Below are 23,518 nucleotides of genomic sequence, written 5' to 3' on the forward strand. Positions count from 1 at the left end.
TCGCGGGTGAAACCGCTCCCACAGGGGCGCGCAGGATTGGGTGATGGCGAGACAGTAGCCTGACCTGCGCTATCATGCCGCCAGTTGTTTTCAGGTTGAATTAAGGACCGGTGGTTAATCTTAACCCCGTAGACAACTTGTACAGTTCTCAGGAGAGAAGAACGATGAAACCCTTGACTGCCCTGTTCACCGTCGCCGCCGCCCTTGCCCTGGGTGCCCATTCCGCCATCGCCAAGGATGTGCAGCCCGACGAAGTGGTCAAACTGGTCAACGCCAAGACCGTCAAGTCGCTGGACGAACTCAAGGCCGCCGCCGTGGCCAAGCACCCCGGCGCCACCGTCACCGACTCCGAGCTTGAAGACGAGTACGGCCGCTACATCTACAAGGTCGAGCTGCGCGACACGCAGAACGTCGAATGGGACGTGGCGCTGGACGCCAGGACCGGTGAAGTGCTGAAGGACGAGCGGGATAACTGATGATCCACCTACCGCGGCCGGCGCGCTACCTCGCGCTGGCGCTGCTGGCGGTCTGTTCCCTGGCCGTTGCCCGCGACCTTGACCAGGACGAAGCCCTGGAACTTCGCCAGAAGGGCATCATCCTGCCGCTCGAACATCTGCTGGAAACCGCCCTGGGGCGTCACCCCGGGGCGCGTCTGCTGGAGGCCGAGCTGGAAGAAGACGACGGTCGCTACGAATACGAAGTCGAGGTGCTGACGGCTGAAGGTGTGGTGCGCGAGATCAAGCTCGACGCCAGCAGCGGTGCCCTGCTCAAAGACGAGGAAGACGACTGAATGCGCCTGTTGCTTGTCGAGGACAATGTGCCGCTGGCCGATGAACTGACCGCCGGCCTGCAGCGCCAGGGCTACGCCGTGGACTGGCTGGCCGACGGCCGTGACGCGGTGTACCAGGGCCAGAGCGAACCTTACGACCTGATCATCCTGGACCTTGGCCTGCCGGGCTTGCCGGGCCTGGAGGTGCTGGCCCAGTGGCGCGCAGCAGGCCTGGTCACGCCGGTGTTGATCCTCACCGCCCGTGGCTCGTGGGCCGAGCGGATCGAAGGGCTGAAGGCCGGGGCCGATGACTATCTGAGCAAACCTTTCCACCCCGAAGAACTGCAGCTGCGCATCCAGGCGTTGTTGCGGCGTGCCCGTGGCCTGGCCAACCAGCCGACGCTGGAAGCGGCCGGCCTGCAACTGGACGAAAGCCGGCAATGCGTGAACCGTGACGGCGTGGATATCCAGCTGACCGCTGCCGAGTTTCGCCTGCTGCGTTACTTCATGTTGCATCCGCAACAGATCCTGTCCAAGAGCCACCTGGCCGAGCACCTCTACGACGGTGAAACCGAGCGCGACTCCAACGTGCTGGAGGTGCACGTCAACCACTTGCGGCGCAAGCTGGGCCGCAGCGTCATCGAGACCCGCCGCGGGCAAGGCTACATCTACGCCGGGAGCGTCGCGTGAAGTCGATCCAGGCGCGCCTGAGCCTGGGCCTGGTGGCGGTGCTGGTGGTGGTTGGCCTGGTGCTGGCACAGCTGACCTTGTGGTTGTTCGAGGTCGGCCTGCAGCGCTACCTGGAAAACGGCCTGCGCAAGGAAAGTGAAAACCTGCTGGTGGCCCTGGTGCGCGGGCCTTCCGGCCTGCAGCTGGATGAGCGGCGGATCTCGGCCGCCTACCAGCGGCCGTTTTCCGGCTACTACTTCCGCATCGATTTCGATAAAGGCACCTGGCGTTCCCGCTCGCTGTGGGATCTGGACATGCCCAAGCCCGCCGTGCCGGGCCTTTCCGACAGCCACGAACTCGGCCCGGAAGGCCAGCAACTGCTGGCCCTGCGTGCCGACTACCGGCGCCTGGGCCAGGACATCTCGATCAGCGTGGCACAGGATTATTCGCCAGTACGCGAAGGTTTTCGGCGCCTGCAACAGATCGGCCTGGGCATGGGCCTGGTGGCGCTGATCCTGGTGCTGGTGTTGCAGCGCATCACCGTGACCCGCTCGCTGCGGCCACTGGAGCGGGCACGCCAGCAGATCGCCCAGTTGCAGCAGGGCCAGCGCTCGCAGCTGGACGCCGAAGTGCCCAGCGAACTGGCGCCGCTGGTGGGGCAGATCAACCATTTGCTGAGCCATACCGAAGACAGCCTGCGCCGCTCGCGCAATGCCCTGGGCAACCTGGGCCACGCGCTGAAGACGCCGCTGGCGGTGTTGCTGAGCCTGGCCTCCAGCGAGCGCCTGAAGGACCTGCCAGAGGTTCGCGCGCAGCTGCGCGAGCAGCTGGAACAGATTCAGCAGCGCCTGGCGCGTGAGCTGAACCGTGCGCGGCTGGCGGGGGATGCGCTGCCAGGCGCGCAGTTCGATTGCGATGTCGAGCTGCCGGGGTTGCTGGGGACGCTGGGCATGATCCATGGCGAGGGCCTGCTGCTGGCCAGGGATGTGCCGCCCGGGCTGCTGCTGCCGTGGGACCGCGAGGATTTCCTGGAACTGCTCGGCAACCTGCTGGACAACGCCTGCAAGTGGGCCGACAGCGAGGTGCGACTGGGTATTGCGCCGAGTGCCGAGGGCTACCAGGTGTGGGTCGATGACGATGGCCCCGGTATCCCCGAGAGCCAGCGGCAACAGGTGCTGGAGCGCGGTTCGCGGCTGGACGAGCAGGTTGACGGGCACGGCCTTGGCCTGGGCATCGTGCGCGACATCGTCGAGGCCTGGGGCGGGCGCCTGGCGCTGCAGGATAGCCCCTTGGGCGGGTTGCGGGTAAGCATCGACTTGCCGCGCAAGGCTCGATAACGTCGGGGCCCTGTGGGAGCGGGTCTACCCGCGAACACCGGCGAAGCCGGTGCCATGCACCGTGTTGCATTTTTCGCGGGTGAACCCGCTCCCACAAGTTGCGCGGCGCGCCTGAGAAATGTGCTGGCCATATCACCACTGCAAAAAAATTGCAGTACAGGCGCATTTTTTTGAATTGGCCCAATCTCACCCCGCCCGGCAAACTCCCCCCACGAAACCCTGCGGTTTCCATCTCTCCACGGACGGAGCCCCTTGTGCTATTGCAACCGCAATACGAGGCCCAGGCCAACTCGGATGGGCTTTCTTTTTAACCAGAAAAACCACAGATTCCGATTACCTACATGTCTGCCTCGCGTTCCGAAAGTCGTCTGCAGCGGCTGTTGCCAGCGCCCCTGAATATTCCCCCCAAAGAATGGTTGCGTGCCGGTATCGGCGCGCTGCTCGGCCTGTTCCTCGCCGGCTGGCTGACCAGCATGGCCTATGGCCCCGGCATCGCCTTGCACCTGCTCGGCCCGCTGGCGGCTTCGGCCGTACTGGTGTTCGCCGTGCACTCCGGCCCGTTGGCCCAGCCCTGGCCTGTGCTGGGCAGCTACGCAGTGGCCGGCGTGGTCGGCCTGGCCATGCGTCAGGGCTTCGGCCCGGAACTGTGGGTGGCTGCCGTCGCCCTGGGCATCTCGATCCTGGTGATGTGCCTGCTGCGCTGCCTGCACCCACCGGGTGGCGGGGTGGCGGTGAGTGCGGTGCTGGCCGACGCGGGGCTGACCGCCATGGGCGACCACCTGCTGGAGCCGGTGCTGCTCAACGCGCTGATCCTGGTAACGGTGGCGATCCTCTACAACCGCCTCACCGGCGTGCGCTACCCGAAAAGCGTGGTGCCGCGCAGGGACCTGCACCACACCCATGACCCGCTGCCCAGCGAGCGGGTTGGCATCCGCGGGGAAGACCTGGACCAGGCCCTGGAAGAACTGGGCGAGTTCGTCGACGTCACCCGTGATGAACTGGAACGCATCATCCTGGCCACCGAACAACATGCGCTGCAGCGCAGCCTCGGCGGCATCACGGCCGCGTCGGTGATGTCCCGCGACGTGCAGTTTGCCACGCCCGATACCACCCTGGAGCAGGCCTGGAAGATGCTGGCCAGCCACCACCTGAAAACCCTGCCGGTGCTGCAACAGGGCAAGCTGGTGGGCATCGTCAGCCTCAGCGACCTGGTCGGCCCGGCCATGCAGCGTGGCCGCTTCGGTTGGCGCGGGTTGTTCGGCCGCAAGGTGGTGCGCATGGAGCAAGTGATGAGCCGCCGGGTAATCAGCGTCAGCAGCAAGCATCCGCTGGAGCGCTTGCTGCCATTGCTGTGCGAGCAGGGCCTGCATTGCCTGCCGGTGCTCGATGCCGACCAGTTGGTGGGGGTGATCACTCAGACCGACCTGATCGCCGGCCTCAAGCGCCAGCTGCTCAGCAAAGCCGAGGTTTCAGATAACCGGGTCCCAGCGTTGTGACCAGTCGCTGGCGCCGGCGGCCACCAGCCGGCGCAGGATGGCGAAGGCCTGTTGCAGGGCTTCGCTGTCGCGTTTGCGCGGGTACACCAGGAAGGTCGGGTAGGTGAACTCTGGTGCCTGCGGTACCCGCTCGAACACCCCGCAGTCCAGATAGGCCTGCACCACCCGCGTGCGGAAGTAGCCACTGCCGCCCTGGTCGAGTATGAACTGCAAGGCCAAAGGGCCCAGGTTGAAGCTCAGCGCCGGGCGCGCACAGTCGGGCAGGGCGGCATCGTGCTGGCGACGGAAGGCCTCGCCCCAGTCGATATAGATGTACGGGTCTGGCTGGTCGACCCGGCGCACACGTATCAGCTTCTCCTCCATCAACTGCTCCACCTGCAGGCCCGGACCGTAGGTCGGCTGGTAGACCAGCGCCGCGTCCAGCAGGCCCATCTCGACCTTGCGTAGCAGCGATTCGCCGTCGCTCACCTCGCTGCGGATGGCATGGCTGGGCAGCTCGCGGTGCAGGGCACTGACCCAGTCGAGCATCATCGGGTTGCCCAGGCTCACCTCACCGCCCACGTGCAGCACTTGCTGGCAGCCTTCGGGCAGCGGCAGGTCGCGGCGCGCCGCTTCCCAGGTTTGTACCATCTGGTTGGCGTAACTGACGAATGCCTCGCCATCGCTGGTCAGGCTGGCGCCGTTACGGCTACGCACGAACAGCTGACAGCCCAGTTGCTGCTCCAGGCGCTGCACCCGTGCGGTGATCGCCGTCTGGGACACGAACAGGCGTTCGGCGGCGGCGACCAGGCTGCCGCAACGCACGATTTCCAGGAAGGTACGGGCCTGATCGATGTCCATGAGCTGCTCGGTGGCTGAAGGGGTGGCCTATTCTAGAAGCTTTGCACCGTTGTGGGGCGTTCTCTGCAAATTTGCAGGTCGGTTGTGACTTTAGTCCCATGGCGGCGCGGGTGTAGCGGTCCATACTCAAGTTTCGCCCTTCAATAACAACAAGTACCGGGTTTCCTACGATATGAGCTACCAGCACAGCTACGCCCATTCCATTTCCGACCCTGCCGCGTTCTGGGCGGAACAGGCCGCACGCCTGGCCTGGCACCGCAAGCCTGCCCTCACGCTGCAAGACAATGTCAACGGCACCCACCGCTGGTTTGCCGATGGCCGCCTTAACAGCTGCTACCTGGCCCTCGATCACCAGATCGAGCAGGGCCGTGGCGAGCAGTTGGCGCTGATCTACGATTCGCCGGTGACCGGCGTACAGCAGGCCTACACTTACCATCAGCTGCGTGACGAAGTGGCGCGTCTGGCCGGTTTGTTGCGCCAGCTGGGGGTGAACAAGGGCGATGGCGTGATCATCTACATGCCCATGGTGCCGCAGGCGGCCATGGCCATGCTGGCCTGCGCGCGGATTGGCGCAGTGCACTCGGTGGTGTTCGGTGGCTTTGCCGCCAACGAGCTGGCCTTGCGCATCGACGATGCCCGGCCGACGCTGCTGCTGACGGCGTCCTGCGGGCTGGAGTTCGACCGGGTAATCGAATACAAGCCGCTGGTCGACCGAGCCCTGCAACTGGCCCGCCACCAGCCGCGCAACGTGCTGGTGCTGCAGCGGCCGCAGGCGCGTGCCCAGTTGCAGCCAGGCCGTGACCTGGACTGGCATGCGGCATTGGCCAAGGCCGAGCCGGTGCCACCGGTGGAACTGGATGCGGGCGACCCGCTGTACATCATGTATACCTCTGGCACCACCGGCAAACCCAAGGGCATCGTGCGGGAAAACGGCGGCAATGCCGTGGCACTGTGCTACGCCATGCGCCATATCTACGGCATGCAGGCCGGTGATGTGTGGTGGGGCATATCCGACGTGGGCTGGGTGGTTGGCCATTCACTGATCGTCTATGGGCCGCTGATGAGCGGCTGCACCACGGTCTTCTACGAAGGCAAGCCGATCCGTACCCCGGATGCCTCGGCCTACTGGCGGGTGGTGGAGCAATACAAGGTCAACGCGTTGTTCTGCGCGCCCACCGCCATGCGCGCCATCCGCAAGGAAGACCCGGAGGGTGAGCTGATCCGCAAGCACGACCTGAGCTCGCTGCGTCAGTTGTTCCTGGCGGGCGAAAAACTGGATTCCAGCACCCACGAATGGCTGGAACGGGTCAGTGGCAAGCCGGTGCACGACCATTGGTGGCAGACCGAGACCGGCTGGCCGGTCACCGCGCCCTGTGTGGGGCTGGAAGGCAGCGCGGCGAAGCCGGGGTCGAGCAACCGGGCGGTGCCGGGCTATAACGTGTGCGTGCTGGATGACGAGGGCCACTTGCTGGGGCCTAACCACCAGGGCTCGATCGTCATCGCCCTGCCATTGCCGCCCGGGTGCAGCCAGACGCTGTGGGGCGACCACGAGCGTTACCTGCAGGCTTACCTGCGTACCTACCCGGGGTATTACCACACCGGCGATGGCGGCTATCTGGACGAAGACGGCTTCGTCTACATCATGGGGCGCACGGATGACGTGATCAACGTGTCCGGGCACCGGCTGTCCACCGGCGAGATGGAGGACCTGGTGGCGCGCCATCCGGCGGTGGCCGAGTGCGCGGTGATTGGCGTGCATGACGAGATCAAGGGGCAGGTGCCGTTGGCCCTGGTGGTGCTCAAGGATGGCGAGGGCATTGCCGAAGCGCAGCTGCTGGTGGACCTGGTGGGCAGCGTGCGCGAGGAGATTGGCGCATTGGCGTGCTTCAACCGGGTGCGGCTGGTGAAGCGCTTGCCCAAGACCCGCTCCGGGAAGATTCTGCGGGCGGTGCTGCGCAAGATTGCCGACGGGCAGGACTATGTACCGCCATCGACCCTGGATGACCCGGCGGTGCTGGGGGAGATCGAGGCGGTGCTGGCGGATTTGCCCAGGGCGGGTTGATGTTTTGACTTGCCGGCCTCTTCGCGGGTAAACCCGCTCCCACAGGTATTGCACAGTTCTCAAGGCCTGTGACATCCCTGTGGGAGCGGGTTTACCCGCGAAGAGGCCGGCCCAGGCAATACAGTTCTAGGGCCCTACCTGATGCAGCTGCCCCAACCGGCTACGGGTACGCATCAGGTCGGCAAGCGGCCCGCCCAGGCTCTCTTCCAGTGGGCGTTTGCCGATCACCATCACCTGCCGATCCTGGTCATACAGCACATCCACCAGGTTGACGAAGCGCTGCTGCGCCGCCAGCGAACATTCCGACAGGTCATCCAGCCCATCGATGATCCACTCATCGTACTGCCCGGCCAGCACCAGGTAGTCGATCACTGCCGTGGCCTTTTCGCAAAGGTCGTCAAAGCCCAGCACCACCCGCCGACCATCGACGGCCAGTGCGCGCAGCGGGCGCTTGTTCACTTCCAGCATCACCGGTTGCGGTTCGGGCACATTCAGCGCCTGGCGCTGCGCTGCATTGCCCGGCCAGACATAGTGACCCCGGGTAAAGCGCTGATGCTCGCGGTTGGCCGGCAGGCTGCGGAAATCGGTATCGCCACCCACTTCAAGCACTTCCATCGCGCTGTTGATCAGACGAATCACCGGCAGGAACCGCTCGTGGTACAGCGGGTTGGGCAGCAGCCCTTCGGGAGCATAGTTGGACGTTACCAGCAGGAACACGCCGCGGCTGAACAACGCATTGAACAGCCGGGTGAGCAGCATGGCATCGCCAATGTCGTGCACATGGAATTCGTCGAAGCACAGCACCCGACAATCGCCCACCAGCTCGTCGAGGGCCGCGCCCAATGCGTCGTCCAGCGCCCGGTGGCGGTGCACTGCCTGATGCAGGCGGGCAAAGAAGTCATGGAAGTGCAGGCGCCGCTTGGCCTGCACCGGTACGGCCTGGAAAAAACCATCGAGCAGCCAGCTCTTGCCACGGCCCACCGAGCCGTACAGGTACAGGCTACGCGGCTGGCCTTGTTCGAGCTGCGTCAGTTGTTCGGCCATGCAGTGGATCACCCGGCGTTGGCCGTCGCTAAGCTGGTAACCGCGGCTGTGCGCCTTGTCCTCGAACCAGCCGAGCAGTTCGCTCTGGTTGGCGGCGGCGCCGCGCAGGCGTTGGCCAAGCTGGCGTAGCGGGGTAGGGATCCAGGCAGGCAAAAGCAAAGCTCCTTGGGCGATGGCGGGGTAGCGTGCAGCTTGCCCGAGGGCGGCCATTTTGACTAATACAGAAAGTGCGCGGCAATGATCGCCTGACGAGATAGGTAGGCCATGCAGGCGTACAGTAAAGGCTGGAACCGATGCGAGGAGGGCGAGCCATGCACACCGATCTTGATCTTGAGCGTTTCGTCGAGGCGCAGAACCCTGTGTATGGCCAGGTGATGGAGGAGTTGCAGGCCGGGCGCAAGCGCAGCCACTGGATGTGGTACGTGTTCCCGCAACTCGATGGCCTGGGCCACAGCGCCATGGCCGAACGTTATGCGCTGGCCGGCATCGACGAGGCCCGGGCCTACCTGGCTCATCCGCTGCTTGGCCCGCGCCTGGAAGCCTGCGTGACCGCACTGCTGCAGCACGGCGACAAGAGTGCCCGCGAAATCCTCGGTAGCCCCGACCATCTCAAGTTGCGCTCGTGCCTGACCCTGTTCGCCCGGGCAGCGCCTGACAATCCGTTGTTCCAGTTTGCGCTGGTGCAATTCTACGACGGTGAGCCGGACGCCCTGACCTTGGCCATGTTGTCGGGTTAGCTCAGGGCTTGTGCTGAAGCTGGCGTTCGATCATGTACTTCACGGCCAGCCGGCGCTCCTTCAGGCGGCGCAGGTCTTCATCCTCGAAGTTGCCCGCCGAGATCGACTCGGCGGCCAGCACCTGGTTGTCGATGTCCATGTACTCGTCCAGCAGCCGGTCCAGCTCCCTGTCCTCCTGACGGCGCTGCTGGACGATTTCGCGCGGGTAGTGCAAGTCCTGGTAAAGATCGTGGGAAACAGGCATGGGGTCCTCCTTGGTCGATGCAGTTGGCTCATCTGATTGGAAGGGAGGAATGCGAATGTGTTGAAGCGAAGCGGGGAGAAAACGACGGATGGTCGCTGCGCCAACCGCGAAAATGACTAACTCGCTGTTTTTTGGTAATTTTTTTTCATCAGGGGGTTCACAGACTGAAAGTTTGTTGTTAAAGTGCCGCGCATTCCAAGACAAAAACCCAGTTGTCACTCAGTTGGGATTGTCAGAGCAGCAAACGCTGCATCCGATACAGGGGCGTCGCCAAGCGGTAAGGCAGCAGGTTTTGATCCTGCCATGCGTTGGTTCGAATCCAGCCGCCCCTGCCATTTTCCTGCTTCAAACGTATCTCGGTCCGGTGCTTGGAAAGACAAGCGCTGGGCTTTGTCGTTTCTGTCTTTTGCATCCATATGCAGTCCTTCCCCCCGCTTTATCACTAATACAAAAAAAGTGGCTTGATGCCAGCATCGTGATGCCACCTCACTGCTACGCTCAGTTCAGCAGACTTCGACAAGGATAATAAGGTGACGGAGCGTTCCCTGGCCGCCCTGTTGGGCCTTATGTTGAGCAGTGGTGCCATGGCGACGGACTTCCTGGTGGAGGTACGGGTGCTGGTGCAGCGCGGCTGCATGCTGGTCAACCAGCCCCGCGATGCCGGTGCACAGGCGCTGGGGCGGATCGACATGGGCGCTGCTGCGCGGCTGGATGGCCCTGGCGCGCCGCTCAGCGGCGTTCTGTTGAGCCAGCGCCCGCCACGCCTGGAGTGCAATCCCGACACCCCGTACCAGGTCCGCGTCGACGGTGGTCAGCATGGCGGCGTCGGCGAGCTGCGTTTCCTGGCCAGCGACGATGACAAGGCCAGGCCCATCCCTTATCGCCTTTACCGCGACGCCGCCTGGCGCGAACCGTTGGCGGTGAATGTGGCGCATTCGGCGCGGGTGCCGGACAGCGGCTCGGTCGAGCTGCCGCTGTATGCACGGATCGACAAGCTGGCCTGGGTACCGCACGCAGGTAGGTATGGCGACCTGCTCAAAGTCACCGTCACCTGGTAGGGATGCCAACATGCACAAGGACGCGACGCCATGAACCGCACCTCGATCCTGCTGCTTACCTTGGGTCCGCTGCTGGTGCCCGGCGGTGCCGCGCATGGCACCAGCACCGGTTTCATCCAGGCGCGGCTGGTAATCAGCGCGGCTTGCCAGGTCAGCAGCAACGGGACGCAACCGACAGTGGTGGGCAACCCGGGGGTGCTGGACTTCGGCGAGCGCGGTCCGCACTGGGACCAACCGCTGCGTAGCCAGGTCGATGATGTGAGCGGCGAGGGCAGCCTGCAGATCAGCTGCACGCCCGAAGTGCGGGCGTTCAACGTGCGTATCAACGGTGGCCTGAATGGCAGTGACGGCATACGGCGCCTGAGTAACGGCCGCGAGCTGATCCCCTATCAGCTGGCGATCGACCCGGGCGGCAACAGCCGCTACGGCATCGGCCAGGCGCGTGCCTTCACCATCAGCAGTACCCGGCAGATACCGATCCCCATCTACGGTGTGGTAGTGGCGCAACCGCGCGCGCTGCCGGCCGGGCTGTACCGTGACACCCTCAGGGTGACCCTGGACTGGTAACGACGCAAGGAGACTTCGATGCGAATGAACCTCTCACGCTGCATCCTCGCCGGTCTGGGCCTGGCGCTGGCTTCCCAGGCCCAGGCCGCCACGACCGGGACCATCGACTCGACGCTGACCTTGACCGCGGCGTGCCAGGTCAATGGCAGCTCAGGCACCTCGGGGGTGAGCTTTGGTACCCTGGACTTCGGCACCAAGGATGCCCTGTTCACCACTGCCGACGCCCAGGTAATCGGCGGCGGCGGAGGGGCGATGAGCATTCTCTGTTCGGCCGGCACGGTACCGGTGATCCGTGTCAGGGGCGGCCTCCACGATGGCCAGTCGGCCGGGGGCAACCGTGCGCTGGCGGATGGCGCCGGCAACTTCGTGCCGTATGACTTCTACACCGATGCCGGGCACACGCAGGTGCTGGCCATCGACGGCACCATCACCTTGCCGACCAGCAGCGGCGCGGCCCAGACCGTCAACCTGTATGGCCAGGCGCGTGGCAAGGCCGGCCTGCCGGCGGGGGCGTATACCGACACAGTGTCCGTCGAGCTGTCGTTCTGAGTCATGCGCAGCTGGCTGGCGGGCGGCCTGAGCGGCCTCGGCGTGCTGCTGGCCGCACCTCTGGATGCGGCGACCACCAGCAGTTTCATGGTGACGGCGCAGATCGTTGCCGGGTGCCTGGTGGTCGGCGGCGTCAGCAACTACGGGACGCTGAACTATGGCACGCAGTCTGCGCTGGCCACCGGTGTCCTCGGCACCTCGCTGGGCGGTACCACGGTGACCTTTCAGTGCACCCCGGGGGTGGCCTTGAGCATGAGTGTGGATGGCGGACAGAACAGTTCCAGCGGCACACGCAACCTCAAGCGCACGGGCGGCACGCAGGTGCTGGCATACCAGTTGTACCGGGACGCGGCTTACAGCCAGAGCCTGGGGATCGGCCAGAGCGTGGCCGTGAGCTACACCGACCCGACGGCGATCAAGCTGCCGGTGTACGGCCGGCTCCAGCTGAGCGGTACGCTGCCGGCAGGGACCTATACCGATGTAGTGCAGGTGACGGTGACCTGGTGAATACATCGGCACCAACGACCAGTATCCAAGGAGAGCTTCATGGGGGCAGGCGCGAAGTGGGCGCGTGGATTGATCGGTGCGTTGTGGCTGGCGAGCCTGCCGGCCGGGGCCGCCACCTCGGTGCTGATCTGGCCGATCGACCCGGTGCTGGAGGCTGACCAGAAGGCCGGCGCACTATGGCTGGAAAACCGCGGCACTGCACCGGCCAACCTGCAGGTGCGGGTGTTCGCCTGGCGCCAGGGTGACTATCAGGAACAGTACCAGGCGCAGCGCGAGATCATCGGCAGCCCGCCGGTGGCCAACATCGCCCCCGGGCAGAAGCAACTGATCCGCCTGACCCGCACCGGCCCCTCGCCAGTCGGCCAGGAGCAGGCCTACCGCATCATCATCGACGAAATCCCGCCCGCCATCCCCGTCGACAAGGCCGAGCCCGGTACCACTGCGGCGATCCGCCTGCAGATGCGCTACTCGGTGCCCCTGTTCGTCTACGGCGAAGGCCTGTGGGGCAAGGCCGACCCTGCGGGCAAGCGCAATGCCGAGGGTGTCGGCAAGCCGCAACTCAGCTGGCGCGCGGTAACCGTGCAGGGCAAGCCCTATGTGGAACTGCGCAACACCGGCCCGGTGCATGCACGCCTGACCGATGTAGTGGTGCAACAGGGCAGCCAGAGCACGCCACTGGCCGAGGGCCTGCTGGGCTATGTGCTGCCGGGGGCCAGCATGCGCTGGCCGGCACCGTTGGCACTGAATGCCGGCAGTGTGCTGAAGGGTAGGTTGAACGGCCAGAGCAGTGCGGACGCCATCCGCCAAAGCCAATGAGCTCGCGCCTGAATGCCGAGCAGGGCCCAGGGAGGACCTGGCAATGGTTGGAAACCGTGTGTGAGGTGGCTGACGGCGGCGATGCACCGCTGGTGCCTGGGGCTGGCCCTGGTCGGCTCTGGCCTGGTGCTGGCCGACGACCTGCCGCCACCGCCTACGGAGCTGTCCGCCATCGCCGACGCCACGCTGTACCTCGAGCTGCTGGTGAACCAGATGCCCAAGGCTGAACTGGTGCCGGTGCAGCAGCGCGCCGGGCAGTTGTACCTGGACAGCGAGGTGTTGCGTGGGGCCGGTGTCTCGCTGCCGGGCAACCCCCAGGGCGAGGTGGCGCTGGAGGCCATCGCGGGGCTGCACGCCGACTACGACAGCCAGAACCAGCGCCTGCTGCTGCAAGTGCCGCCGGCCTGGCTGCCCGACCAGCAACTGGGCGACCGCAACCTGTACACGGCCAGCGATGCGCGCAGCAGTTTCGGCGCGTTGTTCAACTACGACCTGTACCTCAACGACACCGATGACGGCGGCAGCTACCTGGCAGCCTGGAACGAACTGCGCCTGTTCGACAGCTGGGGTACGTTCTCCAGCACCGGGCAGTGGCGCCAGTCGTTCAATGGTGCGCCGGCCGACGACACGCGCCAGGGCTTCTTGCGTTACGACACCACCTGGCGCTTCACCGACGAGCAGCGCCTGCTGACCTACGAAGCCGGTGACCTGGTGACCGGCGCCTTGCCCTGGACCAGCTCGGTGCGGGTCGGTGGCCTGCAGCTATCGCGCGATTTCGCTGTGCGCCCCGACCTGGTCACCTACCCGTTGCCGGCGTTCTCCGGTGAAGCCGCGGTCCCGACCTCGCTGGACCTGTTCATCAATGGCTACAAGTCCAGCACCACCGAGTTGCAGCCGGGCCCCTACACACTGACCAACGTGCCGTTCATCAACGGCGCCGGGGAAGCGGTGGTGGTCACCACCGATGCCCTTGGTCGGCAGGTGTCGACCACTTTGCCGTTCTACGTCACCAGCAGCCTGCTGCAGCAGGGCCTGGCGGATTATTCGGTGGCAGCCGGTAGCCTGCGCCGCGACTACGGAGTGCGCGATTTTGCCTATGGCCCAGGGGTTGCCTCGGCCAGCCTGCGCTACGGGGTCAGCGACATCCTCACCCTGGAGACCCATGCCGAAACTGCCGAATCGCTGATGCTGGGCGGCCTGGGCGGCAACTTGCGCCTGGGCAACTTCGGCGTGCTCAACGCTGCCTTGGCGCAGAGCCGGTTCGACGGCGACAAGGGCCACCAGGTCGCCCTCGGCTACCAATACAACAGCCAGCGCATCGGCTTCAGCTACCAGCGCCTGCAACGCCATGGCGACTACGCCGACCTGACCCGGGTCGACAGCCAGGACATACAGCTGAGCCAGCGCAGCGAACAGGTCACCTTGAGCCTGAACCTGAACGAATACGGCAACATCGGTGCCGGCTACTTCGATGTGCGCGCCGGCGACGGCACGCGTACCCGGCTGATCAACCTGAGCTACAGCAGGCCGCTGTGGGGGAACAGCAGCGTGTACCTGTCGGCCAACCGTGAAGTGGGGGACAGCCAGTGGGCGGTGCAGGCACAACTGGTGATCCCGTTCGACCTGCACGGCACCTTGGCCCTGGGCATGGAGCGCAGCCAGGAAGGCGAGACCTTGCAGCGGGTCAACTACAGCCGCGCGACGCCGGTGGGTGGTGGTTACGGGTACAACCTGGGTTATGCCGCCGGTAGCGAGCGCGATGCTTACCGCCAGGCCGATGTCACCTGGCGCCTGCAGTCGGTGCAGTTGCAGGCCGGTGTGTATGGCAGCAGTGGCGAAATGACCCGCTGGGCCGACGCCAGTGGTTCGCTGGTGTGGATGGATGCCGGGCTGTTCGCTGCCAACCGTATCGACGATGCCTTCGTGGTGGTCAGCACCGGTGGCTACGCCGATGTGCCGGTGCGCTATGAAAACCAGGAAGTAGGCCGCACCGATGCCGACGGCCACCTGCTGGTGCCGTACGGCAGCGGTTACTACCGCGGCAAGTACGAGATCGACCCCATGGACCTGCCGCCGGACATCCTCGCGCCGGAAGTGGAACAGCGGGTGGCGGTGCGCCGGGGCAGCGGCTACTTGCTGGAGTTCCCGCTCAGGCGCGTGCTGGCGGCCAGTGTCGAACTGGTGGACGCTGACCGGCAGGCGCTCAAGCTGGGCAGCCGTGTCACCCATGCTGAAAGTGGCGGCCAGGCTGTAGTCGGTTGGGATGGCCTGGTGTACCTGGAGAACCTGGCGGCGCATAACCGCCTGCAGGTGGAGCTGGAAGGGGGCGGGCATTGCCAGGTGGCGTTCGACCTGCCTGAAGCGCAAGGCTCGATCCCCTTGATCGGCCCGTTGGTGTGCAAATGACGGCCTGCTGGCGCGGGTTGTGGGCGGGGTTACTGTTACTGCCGGCAGGTTCGGCGTGGGCGCTGTGCTCGTCGGTCGCGACGTCGCCGGCAGCGTTCGGCAGCCTCAGCTCGCGGCAGGTACTCAACACGGTACAAAGCACCTCGACGCTGAACTCGGGGTTACAGTGCAGCGGTTCGCTGCTCACCCTGCTCAGCAGCGATGATCACTTCTACGCCACCATCCTGCCCGCGTCGGGCGGCCTGGTCGGTCCGACGGGCGACGTCATCCCCTACACGCTGTATGCCGACAACAGTACCAACTATCCGCTGACCCGTGGCCAGCCCTACGACTTCGCCCGCAACAGTATCATCGACGTGCTGGGGTTGCTCGGCAGCTCCACGCCCAAGACTGTGCCGATCTACATGCGTACCCAGACTGGCAGCAACGTCGCCGCAGGCCTGTACCAGGAGACCCTGACCGTGGCCTGGAGCTGGAATTACTGTGCGGGAATTGGCCTCGGCGGGCTTTGCGCGGGGCGTGACATCAACTCGGGTAGCCAGAATTTGTACGTGAGCCTGACGGTGACCAACGACTGCCAGATCACCACACCCACTATCAGCTTCTCCAGTGCGCCGGTGGTGGCAGGCTTCGGCACGGTGAGCCAGAGCTTGAGTGTATCGTGCACCAAGGGCAGCAATTACACCGTGGGCCTGGATGACGGCCAGAACGCAGCCAATGGGCGACGGCGGATGAAGTCGGCGGCCAACAACTACCTGGCCTATGACATTTTCAAGAGCGCCGGTGCGGTGCGCTGGGGTTCGGTAGGGGCTGCGCGACGGGCCAGTGCCGATGCCGATGTAAACCCCGGCACGGGTACTGGCACCGGTAGCCAGGTGTTCAACTACAACGCCAAGGTCTACACCGACCAGGCTACACCGCCGGCGGCGACCTATACCGACAGTGTGATTCTGGATGTGCAGTTCTGAGTGCAGGGACCTTGTGGGAGCGGCGGTCCGCGTAACCTGTGGGAGCGGCTTTAGCCGCGAAGAATCCAACGCGGTGCATGGCACCGGCTACGCCGGTGTTCGCGGCTAAAGCCGCTCCCACAGGGGCCCTGCTAATGCCATGAGTCATGTGCAGTCCTGTGAGAGTCGGCTTGCCGGCGATGGGCCGTTTCAGTCAACGCAAATCGCCAACCATCTTCGCCAATGTCTCCAGCACCGCCCCGGCCAACGCCTTCGAGCGCGCCCCCGACCAGCCGGTGACGGCATCCGGCGCGTCGTCATGGTCCTTGAACGGCATTTCCAGGGTCAGTGACAGGCAGTCATGCGCCATCCCCACCGCATTGCAGGCCAGCGTCGTGTTGGCCTGCCCCGGTTCGTCGCGGGTGTAGCCATGCACGGTCTGGAAGTCGCGGGTCAGGCTGCACAGGGTGCTGCGGAACTGCTCTTCCAGCTTGGCCAGCCGTGGCGTGTAGCCCGGGTTGCCCTCGCAGGCCGCGGTGAATACATGGGGAATCTCCTCATCGCCATGCACGTCGATGAACGCATCCACGCCGTATTGCTTCATCTGCGCCTGGGCGAAGAACACCTCTGGGGTGAGTTCGACACTGGCGTCCTGCCAGGCACGGTTGAGGTCCTTGCCCTTGAAGTTGGTGCGCAGGTGGCCGAGGAAGGCACCGTCGGGGTTCATGTTGGGGATCAGGTACAGGTCGGCCTTGGCCAGCAATTGCTGGATCACCGCGTCGTTGGCCTGCAGGCGGTCGATCACGCCTTCCATGAACCACTCGGCCATGTGTTCGCCCGGGTGTTGCTGGGCAATCAGCCACAGCTTGCGCTTGCCAGCGGCACCGTCACCGGCGCGCAGCAGGGGAATGTCGCGGCCCTGTACGCTGCGGCCATTGGCGAGCAATTCGACCCCTGGCAGTTGCCGGGCACGTTCGATCAGCTGGTTGTGGCGCGCGCGCGGGTAGGGCTCGAAGTAGGCGAACCAGATGTGTGGCTGTTCGGCCTTTACCTCGAACGACAGCGCCGTGCCGTCGAACTGGCTGGGGACGCGGAACCAGGTGTGCTGATCGTAGGAGGCCACGGCGTTGTAGCCGCTCCAGGCATTCTTGTAGGAGGAGCCGGAGGCGTTGTCGAGGCTGAAGCGATGGACCTGGCCCGGCGTCAGCCCGCTGACCTTGAAGTGGAACCACTGGTAGTGGCCGCTGTGGGTGTCCGGGCGGATGGCCAGGTGTACCTGGGCCGGGTTGCTGGCATCCAGCACCTGGATGTTGCCGGAGTCGAAATCGCAGTCGATCTGCAGGGGGGACAGCGTCACGGTCATGTGCCGGGCTCCTTCTGGGGGCTTTGTTGTGAGGCTACTGTACACGGCTTGACAGGGTTGATGCGCGAGATCAGGCGACGCGGGGCGATCTCATATGTTTCCTACAGGCTATTTGAAGAACTGACTCGGCGTGATACCGAACTGGCGCTTGAACATGCTGGCGAAGGCACTGGGGCTGTCATACCCCAGCGTCCCCGCCACATCGATGATCCGCTCGCCCAGGGCGATCCGCTCCAGTGCCTGCATCAGCCGCGCCTGCTGGCGCCACTGGCCGAAGGTCATGCCGGTTTCCTTGCGGAACAGGCGCTGGATGGTCTTTTCGTCCACCCCCAGCTGCTGGCCCCAGTCGGCCAAGGTGGCGTTATCGTCAGGTCGCTCATGCAGCGCCGAGCAGATCGCCTGCAGGCGCTTGTCGCCGGGCTGCGACAGCTTCAGCGGCAAGGTCGGCAGCACGCAGATCTCGTCGAGGATCAGGCGCATCACCCGGGCTTCACGCGAGTCTTCGGCAAACGGCGCGGTAAAGCCTACGGAGGCCTTGATCAGTTCGCTGAGCAACGGCGAGATGCTGATGGCCTTGCTCTGCACGGGCAACAGCACTGCCGCGTCGGTGCGCACGAACACGCTGCGCATCTTCACATCGCCCACGCAGCGGATCGCGTGCACCTGGCCGCAGGGCATCCAGACGCCGCGGCTGGGGGGCACGGTCCAGCGTTCGTTCCCGGACTCGACGATCATCAGGCCTTTGGTGGCATAGATCAGTTGGTGCTTGGCATGGCTGTGGGGCTCGATGAACCAGTCGGTCGGGTAGTCCGTCGCACGGCTGCCCACTTCCCAGGTCCACTCATCGACCTCCACCAGCAATTCACGCTGCGGCTTTAGCATTTCGACCTCTTGTACAGGCAGCCCGGCACGCCCATTTTAACAGCAGCGGCTGGGGCGGGCTTGCGAGCGGGTCGCCGGCAGCAGCGCGGTGGCCAGCCCCAGCAGCGGCAGGAACGAGATGACCTGGTACACCCACTCGATGCCATGCCGATCGGCCAGTTCACCGAGCCCGGCGGCGCCGATGCCGCTGATACCGAACATCAACCCGAACATCACCCCCGACACCATGCCGACCCGGCCCGGCACGGCCTCCTGGGCATACACCACCAGGGCGGCGAAGGCCGAGGACATCACCAGGCCGATGGCCACCGCCAGTACCACGGTCCAGGCCAGGTTGGCGTAGGGCAGGGCGAGGGCGAAGGGCGCCACGCCGAGGAACGAGACCCAGATCACCGCCTTGCGCCCGATACGGTCACCCACCGGGCCACCGGCGAAGGTGCCCAGTGCCACGGCCGCGAGGAACACGAACAGGTACAGCTGGCTGTGCTGCACGCTCAGGCCGAAATGCTCGATCAGGTAGAAGGTGAAGTAGTTGGTGAACGAGGCGATGTAGACGAACTTGGCGAACATCAATACGGCGATAACCGCCACGGCACGCCACATGGCGCCGCGCGACAGGCCGGCTGCCTGCTGGCCGGCGAAGGTCTTGAGCCGGGTCTGGCCGTGGCGCACGGTCCAGCCGGTTACTCTCAACAGCACGAATACCGCCAGCGCGGCGGCCAGCATGAACCAGGCAATGGCCGGCTGCCCGTGCGGAATGACGATGGCAGCGGTCAGCAGCGGGCCGAGGGCCGAGCCGGTGTTGCCGCCGACCTGGAAGGTCGATTGCGCGGTGCCGAAGCGCCCACCGGAGGCCATCCTGGCCACTCGCGAGGCTTCGGGGTGGAAGGTCGCCGAGCCCACACCGACCACCGCCGCGGCCACCAGCAGCATTTCATAGCTGCCGGCGAAGGCGAGCAGGGCGATGCCCACCAGCGTCACCAGCATGCCAGCCGGCAGCAGGTAGGGTTGCGGGTGCTTGTCGGTGTACAGACCGATCCAGGGTTGCAGCAGGGAGGCGGTCACCTGGTAGATCAGGGCGATCCAGCCGATCTGGGCAAAGCTCAGCGCGAAATCGCTCTTGAGCATCGGGTAGATCGACGGCAGCACGGCCTGGATCAGGTCGTTGAGCAGGTGGGCGAATGCGGCGGCGCCGACGATGCGGACCAGAAAGCCCTGGGGTTGGTCGGCAGGTGTGGCGGCGGCCATGGAGGCGGTGGAGGTCGTCATGGGCAAGGTTCTTCCGTGGAAAGGGAGCAAGGCATTGCCGCCGCAGGTTAGCCAGTACCCGGGTTGCCTGTCTCACGCCGAACAGGCAGCTACTGTCGCGTTTCGGACATTCCGGGCCTGACGCCCTGGATTCGCAAGCGGTCCGCGTACCCTGTGGGAGCGGGTTTACCCGCGAAGAATCCAACGCGGTGCATGGCACCGGCTGCGCCGGTGTTCGCGGCTAAAGCCGCTCCTACAGGGTCCCTGCTAATACCTGGCCGCCCCGGATTCATCGTTCGTGCCGCGCCACCCAGCGCAGCAAGGCGGCAATCGGTACGCTGCGATGAACCTCGTGCCGGTAGGGTTTGCCTTCGGCGGTAAAGCGTTCGCGATAGCGGCTCAGCACCAGGCTCCGGCCATCAGCCGAAACCCGGGCCTCCAGTTCATGCAGCAACAGCGGTTGCCGGGCAGCGCCTTCCAGGCGCCTGAACAGCAGCATGGCGGCTTGGGCATCATTCTTCACGGGCATCTCCTGCACAATCCACTGGCCACGCTCCCGGCTCGCCGGCCTTGCCTTCTGCCACCCGGTTGCTGCGCCGCTGCGCGGTGTAGTCACGCAGTGCGAGGTAGTAATCAGGCCAGGTGCGCAGCAGGTCGGTCAGTGGCAGTGCTTCGGCCCGTGCATCGACGATGCCTCCAGCCGTGGCTACCTTGCCCAGGGTTTCGACGGTATTGCTGTTGCCGCCAAACGGGTCCAGCGCCAGGCCCAGTACCGTGCCGGTGGCATCGCGCAGGTTGTGGGTGCCCAGCAGCGGCAGCTCGACGATGGGGCCATCGGCGATGTTCCACACTCCGAAGGTCTGGCCAAAGTCCGAGCGGTGCTGGCTGAGGCCCATTTTGCCAGACACGTCGACCAGCCCCGCCACACCCAGGGTGGTGTTGAAGATGAAGCGGCTGAGGCTGGTCATCGCCCGCTCGCCATTGCCCTGCAGCAGGTCGTTGACGAACACCTTGGGCTCACCGAAGTTGCTGGCAAAGTTGTGCAGGCCCTGTTGGGCAAAACCGGGCAGCGCGGTGTAGCCGCGGGCGACGGGGGCCAGCAGATAGTCATCGACCGTGCGGTTGAAGGCGAATACGGCGCGGTTGGCGGGCTCGGCCGGATCACTGACCTGATAGGCGACATTGCCGCAGGCAGGCGTGGCCGCTGCACGTTGGCTGCAGCTTCCCGCCACGAGCAGCGACAAGGCCAGCGCGGCAGAGCGCGCTGAACGGGAGGCGGATGATGAACGGGACATAGATACATTCCTGGCAAGAACTGGCGGCGATGCTGCGCAGTTTTCTTTGCCCGGGAATGTCCGGATTGTCTCGGCGTCGACACTTTGTTTCAGGGTTGAAATATATGACGTCTGCGTAGGGATGGCCTTAAAGTACGGCTTGGTAACCTTGTTTTGCGGTGCTTTTTTGTGAGCCATTTGCTGATAGTCGACGATGATGTCGAGGTGCTCGACCTGTTGCAGAAGTTTCTCTGCCAGCATGGTTACGAGGTTGATGTGGCCAGGGATGGCAAGGCGCTCTGGCAGGCCCTTGAGCGGCGGGTGCCAGACCTGGTCATTCTGGATGTGATGCTGCCTGGCGACAGTGGCCTGGTGTTGTGCCAGCGCTTGCTGGCCGAGCACAAGGTGGCGGTGATCATGCTCACCGCCATGGGCGAGCTGAGTGACCGGGTGGTTGGCCTGGAGCTGGGGGCGGACGACTACCTGACCAAACCGTTCGCCGCCCGTGAACTGCTGGCCCGGGTGAGGGCAGTACTGCGCCGTGCCGGCGAAGCGGCCGGTGGCGCGGCGGGCCATGCCTGCGCGATTCTGGAGTTTGCCGGCTGGCGACTGGATGTGGTGCGGCGCGAACTGCGTTCGCCGGACAACGTCATGATCCCCTTGTCCAACGGTGAATTCGAGCTGCTGCTGGTGTTCGCCGAGCATCCGCGGCGGGTGCTCAGCCGCCAGCAATTGCTGGACATGGCCCGCGGCGATGCCTACGACGCCTATGATCGCAGCATCGACGTCCAGGTGAGCCGGCTGCGCCGCAAGCTTGAAACCGACCACGGCAACGAGCCCTTGATCCGTACCCTGCGCAACGCTGGTTACCTGTTCACGCCCACGGTCGCGAAGCGATGAAGGTCCTCGCCAGGGTTCGCCAGGCCCTGCCACGGCCCAAGATCACCATTGCCCGCTGGATCGCGCTGACCACCCTGACAGCGATGCTGTTCCTGCTGCTGCTCAAGGTGCTGTTCAGCCTGTTGCTGAGCGTCTGGGCGCAGCCACCGCTGCTGGAGAGCGGGGTGATCGAGAAGGTTGCAGCGGTCACCCGCATTCTCGATGCCGCGCCCATGGAGCAGCGTGCCAACATTGCCAGCGCGGCGGGTGACGGCTCGTACTCTGTGCGATGGCTGCGCCGCCATGACGAAGCGGGCGTGCCAGTGTTGGTCGATGCCGAGTTCAGCCAGGGTACGCCTATACTACGCGCGCTGCTCAAGCGCCCGGATGCCAGGATCGAGGCCTTCGAACCGTCGGACATGCCGGAATACGCACCTGAGCGTGGCTATGCGCTGATGATCGAGCTGACCGACAAGTCCTGGGTGCTGTACCGTGCCACCGACCGCAGCTGGGGCCTGGATGAACTGCCGCGCAACCTGATCATCCTGGGCTTGATGCTGGTTTCCAGCCTTGCCGTCGCGCTGCTGGCCACGCGCTACCTGGCCAAGCCGCTGGAGCGCTTTGCCGAAGGTGCGCGGCGTTTTGGCAAGGACTTCAATGCCCCGCCCATTCCGGTGGTCGGCCCGCATGACCTGCGCCAGGCCATCCTCGCGTTCAATGCCACCCAGGCGCAGCTCAAGCATTTTCTCAACGACCGTACCCAGATGCTTGCGGCCATTTCCCATGACTTGCGTGCACCGCTTACGCGCATGCGCTTGCGCGCCGAGTTCATCGACGATGCCCAGCTACAGGCCAAGTTGTTCAAGGACGTCGACGAGATGCAGGCAATGGTCGATGCGGCATTGGGGTTCTTCCGTGATGATGCACGGCTGGAACAGACGACCGTATTCGACCTGGGCGAATTGCTGCTGACCGTAGTGGACGATTTCAAGGATGCGGGGGTCGAGGTCGGCCTCAGCGGGCCGCGCCGCTGTGTGTACACCGGGCGACCGGTGGGCATCAAGCGAGTGCTGGTCAACTTGATCGACAATGCCGCGAAGTATGGCCATGAGCCCATGGTGGTGTTGGCGGTAAACGCCAGGCAGATCGAGATTACCGTGCAGGATCGCGGGCCGGGCATCGCGCCGGAGCTACATGAGCAGGTATTCGCGCCGTTCTACCGTATCGAAGGTTCACGCAACCGCAATACCGGTGGTGTTGGGCTGGGCCTGCCCGCAGCACGGGCCATCGTGCTGGAGCAGGGAGGCAGCGTGACCCTGGGCAACCGCCCCGGTGGCGGTCTGGAAGTCAGGATCATGCTGCCGCTGGGCTGATCAGAGCCCCATTTCGCTGAGCCCGGGGTGATCATCCGGGCGCCGGCCCAACGGCCAGTGGAACTTGCGCTCGGCTTCACTGATTGGGTGTTCGTTGATGCTCGAATGACGGTTCTGCATCAGCCCGTCGTCGGCAAATTCCCAGTTCTCGTTGCCATGGGCGCGGTACCACTGGCCGCTGTCGTCGTGGTACTCGTAGACATAGCGCACGGCGATGCGGTTGCCGGTGAAGGCCCACAGCTCCTTGATCAGGCGGTACTCCAGTTCATGGTTCCATTTGCGCGCCAGGAACGCCTCGACCTCGGCACGGCCGCGGGGGAACTCGGCGCGGTTACGCCAGACGGTGTCGATGGTATAGGCAAGCGCGACCTTGGCCGGGTCGCGGCCGTTCCAGCCATCTTCGGCCAGGCGGACTTTTTCGATGGCGCTTTCACGGGTGAAGGGCGGCAGG

General features: G+C 64.9%; 25 protein-coding genes and 1 tRNA gene. 17 read left to right on the forward strand and 9 right to left on the reverse strand.

Going from position 1 to position 23,518, the window contains the following annotated elements; translation table 11 throughout:
- Positions 1 to 164: 164 nt before the first annotated feature.
- From J5M71_RS19620 to J5M71_RS19640, 5 genes are all read left to right on the forward strand, one after another.
- On the forward strand, positions 165 to 476 hold the full coding sequence (locus tag J5M71_RS19620) for a PepSY domain-containing protein (protein WP_207835302.1): 312 nt from the start codon (positions 165 to 167) through the stop codon (positions 474 to 476).
- Positions 476 to 790, forward strand: coding sequence for a PepSY domain-containing protein (locus tag J5M71_RS19625; protein ID WP_207835304.1), 315 nt, complete (start codon positions 476 to 478; stop codon positions 788 to 790). The genes J5M71_RS19620 and J5M71_RS19625 overlap by 1 nt, the downstream gene beginning before the upstream one ends.
- Positions 791 to 1,459, forward strand: coding sequence for a response regulator transcription factor (locus J5M71_RS19630; protein ID WP_207835306.1), 669 nt, complete (start codon positions 791 to 793; stop codon positions 1,457 to 1,459).
- Entirely contained in the window at positions 1,456 to 2,775 is a 1,320-nt protein-coding gene (locus J5M71_RS19635) for a sensor histidine kinase (RefSeq protein ID WP_207835308.1), read from the forward strand. Before J5M71_RS19630 ends, J5M71_RS19635 begins: the two co-directional genes overlap by 4 nt.
- Positions 2,776 to 3,116: 341 nt before the next feature.
- Positions 3,117 to 4,271: an HPP family protein gene (locus J5M71_RS19640; RefSeq protein ID WP_207835310.1), complete on the forward strand. Its 1,155-nt coding sequence runs from the start codon at positions 3,117 to 3,119 to the stop codon at positions 4,269 to 4,271.
- On the opposite strand, the gene J5M71_RS19645 is transcribed toward J5M71_RS19640, so the two are convergent.
- The gene (locus J5M71_RS19645) at positions 4,245 to 5,111 is read right to left on the reverse strand and encodes a LysR family transcriptional regulator (protein ID WP_207835312.1); all 867 of its coding nucleotides are present in this window, start codon (positions 5,109 to 5,111) and stop codon (positions 4,245 to 4,247) included. The genes J5M71_RS19640 and J5M71_RS19645 overlap by 27 nt on opposite strands.
- A 172-nt stretch (positions 5,112 to 5,283) precedes the next feature.
- Here J5M71_RS19645 and J5M71_RS19650 point away from each other — a divergent pair, with 172 nt between their 5' ends.
- Positions 5,284 to 7,173 (forward strand): propionyl-CoA synthetase, encoded by a 1,890-nt coding sequence (locus J5M71_RS19650; RefSeq protein WP_207835314.1) that lies wholly within the window; start codon positions 5,284 to 5,286, stop codon positions 7,171 to 7,173.
- Between the two features lie 126 nt (positions 7,174 to 7,299).
- On the opposite strand, the gene zapE is transcribed toward J5M71_RS19650, so the two are convergent.
- Positions 7,300 to 8,370: a cell division protein ZapE gene (zapE, locus tag J5M71_RS19655; protein WP_207835323.1), complete on the reverse strand. Its 1,071-nt coding sequence runs from the start codon at positions 8,368 to 8,370 to the stop codon at positions 7,300 to 7,302.
- 158 nt (positions 8,371 to 8,528) lie between these two features.
- Here zapE and J5M71_RS19660 point away from each other — a divergent pair, with 158 nt between their 5' ends.
- A complete protein-coding gene (locus tag J5M71_RS19660; protein WP_207835325.1) occupies positions 8,529 to 8,954 on the forward strand; it encodes a DUF1810 domain-containing protein in 426 nt (141 codons plus the stop codon).
- Position 8,955: 1 nt separating this feature from the next.
- On the opposite strand, the gene J5M71_RS19665 is transcribed toward J5M71_RS19660, so the two are convergent.
- A complete protein-coding gene (locus J5M71_RS19665) occupies positions 8,956 to 9,198 on the reverse strand; it encodes a DUF465 domain-containing protein (RefSeq protein ID WP_207835327.1) in 243 nt (80 codons plus the stop codon).
- Between the two features lie 260 nt (positions 9,199 to 9,458).
- Between J5M71_RS19665 and J5M71_RS19670 the strand changes: the two genes are divergently transcribed.
- The 8 genes from J5M71_RS19670 to J5M71_RS19705 all read left to right on the forward strand — a co-directional run bounded on the left by J5M71_RS19670 (position 9,459) and on the right by J5M71_RS19705 (position 16,069).
- Positions 9,459 to 9,533 (forward strand) — tRNA-Gln (locus tag J5M71_RS19670).
- A gap of 195 nt (positions 9,534 to 9,728) precedes the next feature.
- Positions 9,729 to 10,256 (forward strand): spore coat U domain-containing protein, encoded by a 528-nt coding sequence (locus J5M71_RS19675; protein WP_207835329.1) that lies wholly within the window; start codon positions 9,729 to 9,731, stop codon positions 10,254 to 10,256.
- Positions 10,257 to 10,286: 30 nt separating this feature from the next.
- The gene (locus J5M71_RS19680) at positions 10,287 to 10,823 is read left to right on the forward strand and encodes a spore coat U domain-containing protein (RefSeq protein ID WP_207835336.1); all 537 of its coding nucleotides are present in this window, start codon (positions 10,287 to 10,289) and stop codon (positions 10,821 to 10,823) included.
- 18 nt (positions 10,824 to 10,841) lie between these two features.
- The gene (locus J5M71_RS19685; RefSeq protein WP_207835375.1) at positions 10,842 to 11,372 is read left to right on the forward strand and encodes a spore coat U domain-containing protein; all 531 of its coding nucleotides are present in this window, start codon (positions 10,842 to 10,844) and stop codon (positions 11,370 to 11,372) included.
- Between the two features lie 3 nt (positions 11,373 to 11,375).
- The gene (locus J5M71_RS19690) at positions 11,376 to 11,879 is read left to right on the forward strand and encodes a spore coat U domain-containing protein (RefSeq protein ID WP_207835377.1); all 504 of its coding nucleotides are present in this window, start codon (positions 11,376 to 11,378) and stop codon (positions 11,877 to 11,879) included.
- A 39-nt stretch (positions 11,880 to 11,918) separates the two neighbouring features.
- Complete coding sequence (locus J5M71_RS19695; protein ID WP_207835379.1) at positions 11,919 to 12,695, forward strand: molecular chaperone; 777 nt, start codon at positions 11,919 to 11,921, stop codon at positions 12,693 to 12,695.
- 81 nt (positions 12,696 to 12,776) lie between these two features.
- Positions 12,777 to 15,101, forward strand: coding sequence for a fimbria/pilus outer membrane usher protein (locus J5M71_RS19700; RefSeq protein WP_233687904.1), 2,325 nt, complete (start codon positions 12,777 to 12,779; stop codon positions 15,099 to 15,101).
- Positions 15,098 to 16,069, forward strand: coding sequence for a spore coat U domain-containing protein (locus tag J5M71_RS19705; RefSeq protein ID WP_063914049.1), 972 nt, complete (start codon positions 15,098 to 15,100; stop codon positions 16,067 to 16,069). Before J5M71_RS19700 ends, J5M71_RS19705 begins: the two co-directional genes overlap by 4 nt.
- A gap of 193 nt (positions 16,070 to 16,262) precedes the next feature.
- On the opposite strand, the gene J5M71_RS19710 is transcribed toward J5M71_RS19705, so the two are convergent.
- From J5M71_RS19710 to J5M71_RS19730, 5 genes are all read right to left on the reverse strand, one after another.
- Positions 16,263 to 17,411 (reverse strand): M14-type cytosolic carboxypeptidase, encoded by a 1,149-nt coding sequence (locus J5M71_RS19710; protein WP_063914050.1) that lies wholly within the window; start codon positions 17,409 to 17,411, stop codon positions 16,263 to 16,265.
- A 108-nt stretch (positions 17,412 to 17,519) separates the two neighbouring features.
- Positions 17,520 to 18,293 carry a helix-turn-helix transcriptional regulator gene (locus tag J5M71_RS19715; RefSeq protein WP_207835381.1) on the reverse strand — a complete coding sequence of 258 codons (774 nt, stop codon included), beginning with the start codon at positions 18,291 to 18,293 and terminating at the stop codon, positions 17,520 to 17,522.
- Between the two features lie 36 nt (positions 18,294 to 18,329).
- Complete coding sequence (locus J5M71_RS19720) at positions 18,330 to 19,562, reverse strand: MFS transporter (RefSeq protein ID WP_207835383.1); 1,233 nt, start codon at positions 19,560 to 19,562, stop codon at positions 18,330 to 18,332.
- Between the two features lie 268 nt (positions 19,563 to 19,830).
- Positions 19,831 to 20,040 carry a hypothetical protein gene (locus tag J5M71_RS19725; RefSeq protein ID WP_243434273.1) on the reverse strand — a complete coding sequence of 70 codons (210 nt, stop codon included), beginning with the start codon at positions 20,038 to 20,040 and terminating at the stop codon, positions 19,831 to 19,833.
- A 13-nt stretch (positions 20,041 to 20,053) separates the two neighbouring features.
- Positions 20,054 to 20,836, reverse strand: coding sequence for a VacJ family lipoprotein (locus J5M71_RS19730; RefSeq protein ID WP_207835388.1), 783 nt, complete (start codon positions 20,834 to 20,836; stop codon positions 20,054 to 20,056).
- Between the two features lie 168 nt (positions 20,837 to 21,004).
- On the opposite strand from J5M71_RS19730, the gene J5M71_RS19735 reads away from it, so the two are divergent.
- Positions 21,005 to 21,715, forward strand: a complete 711-nt coding sequence (locus tag J5M71_RS19735; RefSeq protein ID WP_063914055.1) for a response regulator — start codon at positions 21,005 to 21,007, stop codon at positions 21,713 to 21,715.
- Complete coding sequence (locus J5M71_RS19740) at positions 21,712 to 23,067, forward strand: ATP-binding protein (RefSeq protein WP_207835397.1); 1,356 nt, start codon at positions 21,712 to 21,714, stop codon at positions 23,065 to 23,067. The genes J5M71_RS19735 and J5M71_RS19740 overlap by 4 nt, the downstream gene beginning before the upstream one ends.
- On the opposite strand, the gene J5M71_RS19745 is transcribed toward J5M71_RS19740, so the two are convergent.
- Positions 23,068 to 23,517, reverse strand: coding sequence for a nuclear transport factor 2 family protein (locus J5M71_RS19745; RefSeq protein WP_243434267.1), 450 nt, complete (start codon positions 23,515 to 23,517; stop codon positions 23,068 to 23,070).
- Position 23,518: the final 1 nt, after the last annotated feature.

Origin of the sequence: Pseudomonas sp. 43(2021) (assembly GCF_017490805.1) — a bacterium.
Lineage (GTDB): Bacteria > Pseudomonadota > Gammaproteobacteria > Pseudomonadales > Pseudomonadaceae > Aquipseudomonas.

Coding starts and splice junctions, on each gene's coding strand:
- J5M71_RS19660 (WP_207835325.1), top strand. CDS start 8,529: ATGCACACCGATCTTGATCTTGAGCGTTTCGTCGAGGCGCAGAACCCT.
- J5M71_RS19625 (WP_207835304.1), top strand. CDS start 476: ATGATCCACCTACCGCGGCCGGCGCGCTACCTCGCGCTGGCGCTGCTG.
- J5M71_RS19645 (WP_207835312.1), bottom strand. CDS start 5,111: ATGGACATCGATCAGGCCCGTACCTTCCTGGAAATCGTGCGTTGCGGC.
- J5M71_RS19640 (WP_207835310.1), top strand. CDS start 3,117: ATGTCTGCCTCGCGTTCCGAAAGTCGTCTGCAGCGGCTGTTGCCAGCG.
- J5M71_RS19700 (WP_233687904.1), top strand. CDS start 12,777: ATGCACCGCTGGTGCCTGGGGCTGGCCCTGGTCGGCTCTGGCCTGGTG.
- J5M71_RS19665 (WP_207835327.1), bottom strand. CDS start 9,198: ATGCCTGTTTCCCACGATCTTTACCAGGACTTGCACTACCCGCGCGAA.
- J5M71_RS19705 (WP_063914049.1), top strand. CDS start 15,098: ATGACGGCCTGCTGGCGCGGGTTGTGGGCGGGGTTACTGTTACTGCCG.
- J5M71_RS19650 (WP_207835314.1), top strand. CDS start 5,284: ATGAGCTACCAGCACAGCTACGCCCATTCCATTTCCGACCCTGCCGCG.
- J5M71_RS19620 (WP_207835302.1), top strand. CDS start 165: ATGAAACCCTTGACTGCCCTGTTCACCGTCGCCGCCGCCCTTGCCCTG.
- J5M71_RS19720 (WP_207835383.1), bottom strand. CDS start 19,562: ATGACGACCTCCACCGCCTCCATGGCCGCCGCCACACCTGCCGACCAA.
- J5M71_RS19725 (WP_243434273.1), bottom strand. CDS start 20,040: ATGCTGCTGTTCAGGCGCCTGGAAGGCGCTGCCCGGCAACCGCTGTTG.
- J5M71_RS19730 (WP_207835388.1), bottom strand. CDS start 20,836: ATGTCCCGTTCATCATCCGCCTCCCGTTCAGCGCGCTCTGCCGCGCTG.
- J5M71_RS19710 (WP_063914050.1), bottom strand. CDS start 17,411: ATGACCGTGACGCTGTCCCCCCTGCAGATCGACTGCGATTTCGACTCC.
- J5M71_RS19685 (WP_207835375.1), top strand. CDS start 10,842: ATGCGAATGAACCTCTCACGCTGCATCCTCGCCGGTCTGGGCCTGGCG.
- J5M71_RS19740 (WP_207835397.1), top strand. CDS start 21,712: ATGAAGGTCCTCGCCAGGGTTCGCCAGGCCCTGCCACGGCCCAAGATC.
- J5M71_RS19715 (WP_207835381.1), bottom strand. CDS start 18,293: ATGCTAAAGCCGCAGCGTGAATTGCTGGTGGAGGTCGATGAGTGGACC.
- J5M71_RS19630 (WP_207835306.1), top strand. CDS start 791: ATGCGCCTGTTGCTTGTCGAGGACAATGTGCCGCTGGCCGATGAACTG.
- J5M71_RS19690 (WP_207835377.1), top strand. CDS start 11,376: ATGCGCAGCTGGCTGGCGGGCGGCCTGAGCGGCCTCGGCGTGCTGCTG.
- J5M71_RS19680 (WP_207835336.1), top strand. CDS start 10,287: ATGAACCGCACCTCGATCCTGCTGCTTACCTTGGGTCCGCTGCTGGTG.
- J5M71_RS19695 (WP_207835379.1), top strand. CDS start 11,919: ATGGGGGCAGGCGCGAAGTGGGCGCGTGGATTGATCGGTGCGTTGTGG.